General features: G+C 72.6%; 10 protein-coding genes. 6 read left to right on the top strand and 4 right to left on the bottom strand.

The window, feature by feature from the left end:
• Window positions 1–35 precede the first annotated feature (35 nt).
• The 3 genes from thiE to ACFXB5_RS49530 all read left to right on the top strand — a co-directional run bounded on the left by thiE (window position 36) and on the right by ACFXB5_RS49530 (window position 2936).
• Window positions 36–704 (top strand): thiamine phosphate synthase, encoded by a 669-nt coding sequence (thiE, locus tag ACFXB5_RS49540; RefSeq protein ID WP_385221610.1) that lies wholly within the window; start codon window positions 36–38, stop codon window positions 702–704.
• A 242-nt stretch (window positions 705–946) separates the two neighbouring features.
• The gene (gene metF / locus ACFXB5_RS49535; protein WP_385221607.1) at window positions 947–1864 is read left to right on the top strand and encodes a methylenetetrahydrofolate reductase [NAD(P)H]; all 918 of its coding nucleotides are present in this window, start codon (window positions 947–949) and stop codon (window positions 1862–1864) included.
• 40 nt (window positions 1865–1904) lie between these two features.
• Window positions 1905–2936 (top strand): hypothetical protein, encoded by a 1032-nt coding sequence (locus ACFXB5_RS49530; protein WP_385221604.1) that lies wholly within the window; start codon window positions 1905–1907, stop codon window positions 2934–2936.
• Between the two features lie 135 nt (window positions 2937–3071).
• On the opposite strand, the gene ACFXB5_RS49525 is transcribed toward ACFXB5_RS49530, so the two are convergent.
• The 4 genes from ACFXB5_RS49525 to ACFXB5_RS49510 all read right to left on the bottom strand — a co-directional run bounded on the left by ACFXB5_RS49525 (window position 3072) and on the right by ACFXB5_RS49510 (window position 8518).
• Window positions 3072–4628, bottom strand: a complete 1557-nt coding sequence (locus ACFXB5_RS49525; protein ID WP_385221601.1) for a phytoene desaturase family protein — start codon at window positions 4626–4628, stop codon at window positions 3072–3074.
• 332 nt (window positions 4629–4960) lie between these two features.
• Entirely contained in the window at window positions 4961–5581 is a 621-nt protein-coding gene (locus tag ACFXB5_RS49520; RefSeq protein ID WP_385221599.1) for a TetR/AcrR family transcriptional regulator, read from the bottom strand.
• Between the two features lie 35 nt (window positions 5582–5616).
• Window positions 5617–7701 carry a YhgE/Pip family protein gene (locus tag ACFXB5_RS49515; RefSeq protein WP_385221596.1) on the bottom strand — a complete coding sequence of 695 codons (2085 nt, stop codon included), beginning with the start codon at window positions 7699–7701 and terminating at the stop codon, window positions 5617–5619.
• A complete protein-coding gene (locus tag ACFXB5_RS49510; RefSeq protein ID WP_385221593.1) occupies window positions 7673–8518 on the bottom strand; it encodes an ATP-binding cassette domain-containing protein in 846 nt (281 codons plus the stop codon). The genes ACFXB5_RS49515 and ACFXB5_RS49510 overlap by 29 nt, the downstream gene beginning before the upstream one ends.
• A 192-nt stretch (window positions 8519–8710) precedes the next feature.
• Between ACFXB5_RS49510 and ACFXB5_RS49505 the strand changes: the two genes are divergently transcribed.
• The 3 genes from ACFXB5_RS49505 (at window position 8711) to ACFXB5_RS49495 (ending at window position 11037) form a co-directional block, all read left to right on the top strand.
• Window positions 8711–9241: an SAV_6107 family HEPN domain-containing protein gene (locus ACFXB5_RS49505; protein WP_201853329.1), complete on the top strand. Its 531-nt coding sequence runs from the start codon at window positions 8711–8713 to the stop codon at window positions 9239–9241.
• 349 nt (window positions 9242–9590) lie between these two features.
• The gene (locus tag ACFXB5_RS49500; RefSeq protein WP_385221589.1) at window positions 9591–10373 is read left to right on the top strand and encodes a methyltransferase; all 783 of its coding nucleotides are present in this window, start codon (window positions 9591–9593) and stop codon (window positions 10371–10373) included.
• A gap of 271 nt (window positions 10374–10644) precedes the next feature.
• Window positions 10645–11037 carry a DUF3040 domain-containing protein gene (locus ACFXB5_RS49495; RefSeq protein WP_385221586.1) on the top strand — a complete coding sequence of 131 codons (393 nt, stop codon included), beginning with the start codon at window positions 10645–10647 and terminating at the stop codon, window positions 11035–11037.
• Window positions 11038–11064 lie beyond the last annotated feature (27 nt).

Below are 11064 nucleotides of genomic sequence, written 5' to 3'. Positions count from 1 at the left end.
CGGCCCGTACGCCGCCCGACCCTCCGGGGGAACCCATGTCCACCACCGCCACCGCCACCCCCACCGCTCGCGAGCGGCTGGCCGACGCCCGCCTCTATCTGTGCACCGACGCCCGGAAGCGCCAGGGCGATCTGCCGGAGTTCCTGGACGCCGTCCTGGGGGCGGGGGTGGACATCGTCCAGCTGCGGGAGAAGGAGCTGGAGGCGGCCGAGGAGCTGGAGCATCTCCAGGTCTTCGCGGACGCCTGCCGTCGGCACGGCAAGCTGCTGGCCGTCAACGACCGGGCCGATGTCGCGCATGCCATCGGCTCCGATGTGCTCCATCTGGGCCAGGGCGATCTGCCGGTGCCCGCGGCGCGCGCGATCCTCGGCGAGGACGTGCTGATCGGGCGCTCCACCCACGCGGAGGCGGAGGTGGACGCGGCGGCCGTCCAGCCCGGTGTGGACTATTTCTGCACCGGCCCCTGCTGGCCCACCCCCACCAAGCCGGGCCGCCCCGCCCCGGGGCTGTCCCTGGTGCGCTACGCCGCCGCGCTGGGCACGGAGCGGCCATGGTTCGCCATCGGCGGAATCGACGCCTCCAACCTGGATCAGGTCCTGGAGGCGGGCGCCCGCCGCATCGTCGTGGTCCGGGCCATCACGGCCGCCGAGGACCCGGCGGGGGCGACGGCCGAACTGGCGAAGCGGGTCCGCGCGGCGGCCTGACCGGGGCGTGGCCTGACCAGGGCGCGGCCCGGCCAGGGCGGGGCCCGGCCCGACCGGGGTGGAGCCCGCCCCGCGGCCCGGCCCGGCTTTTCACCTGGGTTTCACCCATCTTTCATCCGGCCCGGCCCGTCCGCCGGTCGAAGGCGTACGGAACTGTCCGCACTGCGGACAGGAAGCTGGCAAAACCCCCATATCTCCGAGGCCGGGTGGGCGTAGCCGGGCCGGGTCGATAGCCTGCACATATGGCCCTAGGCACCGCTTCCACCAGGACCGATCGCGCCCGAACCGTGCGCGATCTGCTCGCGTCGGGCGAGCAGTCGTATTCCTTCGAATTCTTCGCCCCCAAAACGGCGAAGGGCGAGCAGACGCTGTGGAACGCCATCCGCAGGCTGGAAGCCGTCTCGCCCACCTTCGTCTCCGTGACCTACGGAGCCGGCGGTTCCTCCCGCGAGGGCACCGTGCGCGCCACCGAGCGCATCGCGACGGACACCACGCTCACCCCGGTCGCCCATCTGACCGCGGTCAATCACTCCCGGGCCCAGCTGCGCAACATCATCGGGCAGTACGCCGGCGCCGGGATCCGGAACATGCTGGCCCTGCGCGGCGACCCGCCGGGCGATCCCCTGGGGGAGTGGGTCCAGCACCCCGACGGTCTCAACTACGCCGCCGATCTGGTCCGGCTGATCAAGGAGTCCGGCGACTTCTGCGTCGGCGTGGCCGCGTTCCCCGAGATGCACCCCCGCTCGACGGACTGGGACACCGACATCCGTCACTTCATCGACAAGTGCCGCGCGGGCGCCGACTTCGCCATCACTCAGATGTTCTTCTACCCCGAGGACTATCTGCGGCTGCGCGACCGGGTCGCCGCGGCGGGCTGTACGACACCCATCATCCCTGAGATCATGCCGGTCACGAACGTCAAGCAGATCGAGCGGTTCGCGCAGCTCAGCAATGCGGCGTTCCCGCCCGAACTGGCTGAGCGGATCCTGGCGGTGAAGGACGACCCGGCGGCTGTACGCTCGATCGGGATCGACTACGCCACGAAGCTGTGCGCGCGGTTGATGGCCGAGGAGATCCCCGGGCTGCACTTCATTACCCTGAACCACTCCACGGCGACGCTGGAAATCTACGAGAATCTGGGACTGCATCAGCGGTCCTGATGACGGCAGCCGACGGGCGGCCGCATTGAGAGGGGCGGGCATGGGCTGGACGGTCCTCTACATCGCTTTCGGCGTCGTCGCGCTATGGCTGCTGGGAGAGGTCCTCCTGCAGTACAAGGCGCGGCTCCGCTGGCGACTGCTGGCCTTCGTCGGCTTCCTGGGCGTGGTCGTCGGTGTGCTGATCCCGTCGGTTCCGGTGATCGGGGTGGGCGCGATCGCCTTCGCCATCGGCCAGACGTATGTGACGCTTTCCTTCCGGCGCGGTTTCGCCGCGGGCTGGGCGCTGAGCGGCGGGCTGCCGGGGCTGCTGGGGCGCGAGGGGAAGAGCATCCGGCCGGACGACGCGGACAAGGAGCCGATCCTCGAGATCTCCGACCTGGAGGCGGTCCCTTCGGCGCAGCCGGAGCCGCCCAGCTACCAGCCGGAGCCGCCCACCTATCAGCCGCAGCCGATGCCCGACGACACCGGTGAGTACGGCGTCTACGAGGAGCCGTCGCCCTTCACCCCGGCCTCGGGCGCGTACAGCGACGCGACGGCGGACGGCTACAGCGCGTACGAGACGTACGGCGGCTACGGCGCGCAGCAGGACCACAGCCAGGGGCAGGGCCACAACTACGGCCAGGACGTCTACGCGGACCAGATGGGCCAGGCCGGGCAGTACGGCTATGGGAACGAGGCGTACGCGGCCTACGGCCAGGACCCGTACGGCGGCGCCCAGCCCCAGGCCCAGCCCTACGACCAGCAGACCTACGACCAGCAGGCGTACGACCAGCAGACCTACGACCAGCAGGCGTACGGCCAGCAGCAGTACGCCGACCAGTACGCGGCCTATGGTCAGCAGGATCCGTACGGCGGTACCTACGGTGGCGGCGACCACTGGGCGGCCGAGGCCGGCTACGCCTCGCCGGACTCGGCGTACGACGTGACGCAGTCCGGCGGGCCCTGGGTGCCGCAGCAGCGCGAGGGCGACGACGCGCCCCCGGCTGACCAGCAGGCGTACCCGTACCAGCAGCAGCACCAGGGCCAGAACCAGGGCTACCCCCAGGGCTTCGACGAGCAGTACCGCTACTGAGCTCCGCCGACAGGTGGGTGCCGCGCCCGGGAGCGGCACCCACCCGCGCGTTTCCCGGGCCCGCGCCACTGGTTTCCCGGATCCCGCGCTACGGCTGGGACACGCCGCTCGCGCCCGCGCGCCGCTCGGGCCGCGCTACTGGGAGCCGCGCCAGTCCCCGCCCTCGACGATCAGCCCGGCCACCAGCGCGCCCGACATCCCGGCGTGGGCGAGCCCACCGCCCGGATGGGCCCAGCCGCCCGCCAGATACAGACCCGGTATCCGGGTGACATTGGCGGGCCGCAGAAACGCGCCGTCCGCCCCGGCGAGCACCGGTCCCGGAACGCCACCGCCCCGGGCGCCCGTCTCCGCCGCGGTGTCGGCGGGTGTGCGGACCTCATGCCACAGCAGCCGCCCCCGCAGCTCCGGTATTGCCGCCTCGGCGGCCGTGATCAGCCGCTGGGCGTCCTGCTCCGCCGCCGCGCCGTCCGTCCAGTCCACCGGGCCGTGCGGGGCGACGACGGCGGTAAGGGTGACGGCCTCGTGCTCCTCGTCCGGGCGCACCGCGGGGTCGTCCGGGCGCAGCACGGTCACCGTGGGGTGGGGGCAGGGCTCGCGGAGCCCCTGGCCGTCGCCGAAGACGGCGGCCAACTCCGCGTCGCGGTCCGGGGCGTGGACCACGGTGCGGTGCGCGGTGCCCTCGGGGCGGGCGCCGCGCAGCGCCAGAAAGACGGTCAGCCGCCCCGGTGTGCCGCCGCCCGCGCCGGACTCCGGCCGCACATCCCCCTCCCGCCAGGGCCGCTGCCCGCCGAGCAGCGGGGGCAGCAGCGCGGGGTCGATGCCGGAGACCACCGCGTCGGCCTCCGCGACGGTGCCGTCGGCCAGCTCCACACCCGCCGCACGGCCGTCCTTCTCCATGATGCCGGTGACCTCGGCCTCGAAGTGGAACTCCACATTCCGCTGACGGCAGCGCTCATGGAGGGCATCGGCGAGCGCCCGCATCCCCCCGCGCACATACCAGGTGCCGAACGTCTGCTCGACGTAGGGCAGCACGGTGGCCGCGGCGGGGGCGGAGCGCGGGTCCAGGCCGTGCGCCAGCGCATGGCTCTCCAGGAGGGCCATGGCGCGCGGATCCCCCAGCTCACGGCGGGCCACCTCGGCGAGCGTGGGCGGCCCCGCGGCGCCGCCCCGGCGGAACAGGCCGCCGAGCCGGCCGCGCCGCACGGGGGCGGCCGGATAGGGGTCGCGGCCCAGGACGTGCCAGTCGGTGCGCAGCGGCTCCTCCAGGAGCGGTCTGCGGGTGGCGTCCCACACCTCGCGCGCCCGGTTGACCAGATCGCTCCAGCGCTCGCCCGCGCCCGCGCCGAAGGCGCCGTCCAGCGCCTGGAGGACCCCGGCCCGCGAGGCATTGGGCAGCCGGACGTCCGTGCCGTCGGCGAAGAGGTGCCGGCTCGCCGGGTCGACCTGGACGAGCTCGACGCTCTGCTCCAGGGTCTGCTTGCCGGTCTTCACGAACAGATCCCGGTGGACGGCGGGCAGCTGCAGCAGCCCCGGGCCCGTGTCGAAGCGGAAGCCGTCCCGCTCGAAGCGGCCGACCCCGCCGCCATGGGTGCGCCCGCGCTCGTACACCACCACCCGGTGGCCCGCCACGGCCAGCCGGGCGGCCGCCGCCATGGCGCCCATCCCGGAGCCGATCACCACAATCCGTGCCATGACCGTGACTTTATCCGCCCCCACCGACAGCCGGGCCACCGTGCCTGGGGACGAACGCGCAGAGCTGAGTACGCGTACTCAGCCGGGGAGATGAGTAGCCGCGCGGATGGGCCGCCACCTGCGCGGACGAGAGAGTGGAGCACACGGAAGGGCGCGCGCCGCACCGCCGGCACGGGGCGGCGGAACGGCGCGGGCCCGGACGAAAGGTGGGAGTCACCGGGAGTCTCCGGACCAGGAGCCTCCAACGGGGGAAGTACGGGGGAGTTACGGGGGGAGGCGCTGTTCCGGTCAGGTCGATGAAAGTCGATCTGCCGGAACAGCGCCTTCTGCTTTCACCCCGAGGCCACGGTCCCGCCCACCCGCCCCTGCAACAGCCGTGACAGCGCCGCGTGCACATCCTCCAGCGACCGCTCCGGCTGGTAGGACTGCCAGTCCAGCGCGGCCACCAGCACCATCCCGAACAGCGCCGAGGCCGTCAGCGGGATGTCGATGTCCTCGCTGAGCTCATGCGCGGTCACCCCGGCCCGCAGCTCGGCCTCGATCACCGCTATGGCCCGCTGCCGGACCATCATCAAGGTGGACTGCCAGGCGCGGTTGGTGCGCCAGAGCTCGGCCACGTACAGCTGGGTCAGCGATGGGTAGCGGGAGATGAAGTCCAGCCCGGCCCGGACCATGGCGTCCAGCGCGTCCACATGGCTGCCGCCGCGCTCGGCGTTCTCGTCGGCGGCGGTCTGGAGCGAGGCGGTCAGCAGCTCGATGCCGTGCTGCAGCAGCTCCTCGAAGAGCACGGTCTTGCTGGCGAAGTTGTAGTAGACCGTGCCCTTGGCCACCCCGGCCCGCTCGGCGATCTCGTCCACGGTGGTGGAGGAGAAGCCCTGTTCGGCGATGAGGGTGACCGCTGCCTCGAAGAGTTTCTGCCGGGTGGCCTGGCGGCGCGTGCTGCTGCTGTCCATGGCGCCGATTCTGCCCGTTGTTGATGTTATCCCGCTCACAGGCTCAGCTCCGGGTGCAGCCGGTCCACCGTCCACACCTGCCGGCGCCGCGCCGACCACGCGGTGAGCGCCAGGGCGGCCGCGGTGAATCCGATGAGCACTCCGCAGGCCAGCCACACCGGCCCGAGCCCGCCGCCGGTGATCAGCCGGCGCAGCCCGTCCACCACGTAGGTCATCGGCAGGAAGGGGTGGACGGCGTTGAAGAAGCGCGGACTGGTCTGCACCGGGTAGGTGCCGCCCGCCGAGGTCAGCTGGAGCATCAGCAGGGCCAGCACCAGGATCCGGCCGGCCGGTCCGAAGCGGGCGTTCAGCCACTGCACGATCGCCGCGAAACAGGCCGTCACCAGCATCAGGAAGCCGAGCGTGCCCGCGGCCCGCACCATCTCGAGGCCGATCGCCCAGTGCAGCACCGCCATCAGGGCCAGCGTCTGGAGCACACCGATCGCGGCGACCGGCAGCCAGCCCGCGAACGCGATCCGCCAGGAGAAGGCGCCCGCCGCCAGCGCGCGCCCGTTGAGCGGCTGGATCAGCATGTAGGCCACCATCGCGCCGACCCACAGGGAGAGCGGGATGAAGTACGGGGCGAACCCCGTGCCGTAGTTGGGCGCCTTGTGCAGAGCCTGGTTCACCAGCCGCACCGGATCCGACATCACCTCCGTACGGGCGTCCCGGTCCTGCTTGCCGTAGTCGGGGATCTTGGCCGCGCCGTCGTACAGACCGCCGGAGAGCTTCCCGGAGCCGTCCACGAGCCGGTACATCCCGCCGCCCAGGGTGTCCGCGCCGCCGCGCGCCTTACCGACGCCACGGTCGAGGTCGGACGCGCCGGTCTTGGCGGTGCTCAGCCCGGTGTGCAGGGTTCCGGCGCCCTTGGCGACCTTCTGCGCCCCGGAGTTGAGGGTGTTGATCTTCCGTACGGCGGAGTCGAGATCGGTGTCGAGGTGCGGGGCGGTGCGCGCGAGCCAGAGCGCCTGGTCGTGCAGATCGTCCAGATGGCCGCCGAGGGTGTCGAGTTGGCCGGTGTGGTCCTGGACCAGCTTGTTGACGTCCTCGGCCACATCGGCGGCGGTGTCGGCCGCCGCCACCGACTTCTTCAGCGCGGGGCAGTCCGGGTCGGTGGACACCGCGCCCTCGCAGCGGGTCCGGTAGTCGGCGGCGAGGTCGTCGGCCGCCTTACGGGCCTTGGCGGCCGCCGTGGAGGTCTTCTCGGGCAGGGTGTCGAGGTTGTCGGACGCCTTCTGGGAGGCGTCGGCGACCAGTTGGGAGATGTCCCCGATCTCCTTGCCGTGCTCCTTGAGGAACGGGCGGACCTTGGCCGCCACGTCGTTGACCTTGTCGGACAGGGACTGGGTGCCGTCGGCGACCCCGCCCGCGCCGGTCTCGAGCGTCCCGGAGCCCTTGTAGAGCGTGCCGAGCCCGGACTTCAGATCGCGGCTGCCCTCCTTGGCCTTGGCCAGGCCCTTGGCGAGGTCGTCCGCGCCCTTCTTGGCCTTGCCGATGCCCTTACCGAGCTTGTCGGCGCTCTTGGCGGCCTTCTCCGTCTCGCCGTGGATGTCGGCGAAGGAGATGAAGATGTTGTCGTAGAAGCCGCGGGACGCCTTGGTGGAGGCCGCGGCGCGCACCTCGGAGAAGACCGAGCGGGAGATCTGGCCGACGATGTAGTTGTTGGCGTCGTTGGTGCGCACCTTGAGGGCGCCGGTCTCCGGGGACTTGCCGGAGCTGGAGGCGATCCGGCGGCTGAAGTCCGGGGGGACGGTCAGCGAGAGGTAGTACGTGCCGTTCGCGACGCCCTTACGGGCCTCGGCGGCGCTCGTGGGGTGCCAGTCGAAGGTCTCGCTGTCGAGCAGCTTGCCGGTGATGTCGTCGCCCGCGGTGAGGTGCTCGCCCTGCACGGTGGCGCCGGTGTCCGAGTTGACGAGGGCGACCGGGATCTTGTTCAGCTTGCCGTACGGGTCCCAGAAGGACCACAGGTACAGCGCGCCGTAGAGCAGCGGCAGCAGGAGCAGGGCCGCGAGTGCCGCACGCGGCAGCTTGCCCCTTCCGAACCGCTTCAGCTCAAGCGCGGCGAGTTTCGGCGAGCGCATCCGCCGCCCCCTCCTCGTTCTCGTCGTTCTCGTCGTGTCCGTGTCGGTCGGTGGCGGGCGCATCGGCCTTCTGCGCCTCGCGGGCCTTCTCACCGTTCCCGGCGGCGCTTGTGCGCGCGGTGCGGACCACGACCGCGCCGGGCGGGGCCTGGCTGCACACCGCGAGGACCGTGGTGCCGTCCTCCGCGATCTCCCGCAGCAGCGCCCAGGCGCACTCACGGTCGGCGTCCGAGAGCTTCAGGTCGGCGTCGTCGACGGCCAGCAGCCGTGGCCGGGCGATGAGCGCGAGCGCGATCGACAGCCGCAGCGCCTCCAGCCGCTCCAGGTCCCGTACGGCCGTACGCGGCCCCTTGGGCAGCGTGTCGAGGTCCAGCCCGGCGGCCGTAAGGGCGGCGTCGATCGCGGCCCGGGACGCGGCGGCCCGATCCCGGCGCGGGCGCAGCAGCCCGCGCGGGGAGTCGGCGAACCGGCGCCGCAGCAGGGCCCGCTCGCGCAGATGCTCGGCGACCGTGAGCACCGGGTCGAGTTCGTTGACGCCCGGCACCTGCGCGAGCGCGCTGATCCGGCGTATGCGCGCCATCTGTTGGGGCACCCGGAGGCCACCGACACCGCCGTGGCCCTCGGTGGGGCGCATCCGGCCGGTGAGCGTGAGCAGCAGGGAGGTGCGGCCCGAGCCGGACGGTCCCTCGATGGCGATCAGCGCACCCGGATCGGCGGCGATGTCGGCACCGCGGAACGCCCAGCCGTGCGACCCCCTGACGCCGAGCCCCTCGGCCGTCACCGCCGCCCCGGTCTCCGCTTCTGGGGTGCCCCCCACACAGATCACTTCCTTGATTTTTGAACTGACTGGTCAGTGCAAAAACCAGTATGGGGCATGGCCGTGCAAGGCCCGGCGCCGGGGGCGTTCACGCTGGTCAGGGCCGATTGTCAGTGGTGTGCCCCACGATGGCCCCATACGGCGGACGCTCTACCACACGAGCGGTCGCCACGCGACGACAGGAGGTTCGTCATGGCCAGTACCGCCGCAGCGCGCCGGCACCGTGCCGCCGCCCCTGCCCCCTCGTTGACCGGTCCCGCGAGCGATGTCCACCCCGTGCTGCGGCGCGCGTCCGCCCCGCCCGCCGCCGCGGCCCTGCTCACCCAGGCCCATGAGGGCCTGGAGGAGGCCGCCGCGCTGGAGACCCCCAACGAGCGCTTTGCGACCGCACATCTGGCCGCACTGCGCACGGCCGCCGCCGTGCTCGCCGTGCGCGGCCGCCCCGAGCCCACCCCGCGCCGCCGCGCCCGGATCCGCAGCGCCTGGGAGGTGCTGCCGGAGGTCGCTCCCGAACTGGCCGAGTGGAGCGCCCTGTTCGCCTCCGGCGCCGAGCGCCGGGCTCGCGCCGAGGCGGGGATACAGGGCGCCGCGAGCCCGCGGGACGCGGACGATCTGCTGCGCGCCACCGCGATGTTCCTGCGCCTGGTGGAGCGCATGCTGATGCTGCAGCCGGCCCTGCCCCACCAGAGGCCGGACGACGAGCCGGGCCCGCCGGGGGCCTGAGGGGCGGCCCGGCATCGAGTCGTGGGGGTGGCCCGGTGTCCGCGCGAGGGCCGTCCGGTGTCCGCGTGGGAGCGGCCCGGTGTCCACGTGAGGGTGGTCCGGTGTCCGTGTGGGAGTGGCCCGGTGTCCGTGTGGGAGTGGCCCGGTGTCCGTGTGGGAGTGGCCCGGTGTCCGCGTGGGAGCGGCCCGGTGTCCGCGTGAGGGTGGTCCGATATCGCGTGGCGCCGGTCCGCCGGCCGCCTCGGCGCGGCCCGCCCCACGGAGGCAATAGGCTGGGAGCGCCGACGTTCAGCAAGCCGTCGTCACCGCCTCCGGGCGGTGGCGGCACCGCGCCGAGGAGCCACCCGCCGTGTCAGACCCGCAGCGCCCCCGTGCGTCCCTCCGTACCGCCGTGGTCTGGGAGGTCCTGAAAGACGCCCTGGACCGGCGGGCCAAGGCCACGGGCCGGGAGCCCGCCGCGGGCGAGGCCGTGCACGGCGCGCTGGACGTCCTTGACACCGGCGGCGGCAGCGGCAATTTCGCCGTTCCCGTGGCCCGCCTCGGTCACCGCGTCACCGTGGTCGACCCGAGTCCGAACGCGCTGTTCGCGCTGGAGCGACGGGCCGCCGAGGCCGGGGTCGCCGACCGGGTGCGCGGGGTCCAGGGCGATGCCCACGGGCTGTTCGAGGTGGTCGAGCGGGGCGGTTACGACGTGGTGCTCTGCCACGGCGTGCTGGAGTACGTGGACGACCCCGCCGAGGGCCTGCGGAACGCGGCGGCGGCCCTCCGCCCCGCCGGGACCCTCAGCGTGCTCGCCGCGGGCCTGGGCGGCGCCGTGGTGGCCCGCGCCCTGGCCGGTCACTTCACCGAGGCTCGGCAAGCGCTTACCGATCCCGAGGGCCGCTGGGGCTCCGGAGACCCGATGCCGCGCCGTTTCACCGAGGACCAACTGTCCGGTCTGGTGCGCGCGGCCGGTCTGGAGATCGCCGCGGTGCACGGGGTGCGGGTCTTCGCCGATCTTGTCCCCGGAGTGCTCGTGGACACCGAGCCCGGGGCGCTGGACGCCCTGTTGCAGCTGGAGGAGGCCGCCGCCGAGCTGCCCGCCTTCCGCTCCGTCGCCACTCAGCTGCACGTCCTCGCCGAGCGGGACTAGAGCGTTCCTCCCGCCCCGCCCGACGACGGGCGGCGCAGGTGGAGTCGGCCACAGGAGACCCGCTCGGACGCCCGGCGCCGTATGATCGGGGTACACCGTCCGGCATGGCCAATCGGCGGGAGGGGAATGGACGTCTCAGCGTCAACTTTCGCCACGCCCGAAGGGGTGGGCGAATTGGCGTTGAGGGGCGGGTTTCACGGGGGCGATTCCCTGCCTATCCTGAAAGGGTCGCACCCGGTCGCCCCCCGCGACCGACGAGTAGGAGGACTCCGTGCCGCTCTCGGAGCACGAGCAGCGCATGCTCGAGCAAATGGAGCGAGCGCTGTACGCCGAAGATCCCAAGTTCGCGACAGCGCTTGAGGGAAGCGGCCTGCGAACGTACACCCGGCGACGGGTCTACCAGGCGGTCGCGGGTTTTCTGGTGGGTATCGCACTCCTCATGGTCGGGGTGATCGTTCCCCAGATCTGGATCAGCGTGGTGGGCTTCCTGATCATGCTGGGATGCGCGGTGCTCGCGGTGACCGGTTGGCGCAAGGCCCCCAAACCCGGCGAGGCACAGGGTGGCGGCGGGGCGGCTCCCAGCCGTCAGGGCCGTCAGCGCCGCTCAATGATGACACGCATCGAGGAGCGGTGGCAGCGGCGCCGTGATGAGCAGGGCCACTGAGAATTCACGGATGAGCGGTTGAGGGGC

This window comes from Streptomyces sp. NPDC059455 (assembly GCF_042750115.1).
Classification (GTDB): domain Bacteria; phylum Actinomycetota; class Actinomycetes; order Streptomycetales; family Streptomycetaceae; genus Streptomyces; species Streptomyces endocoffeicus.
The sequence above is the reverse complement of the archived record's forward strand: the minus strand, read 5'-3'. Positions and strand labels throughout refer to the sequence as shown.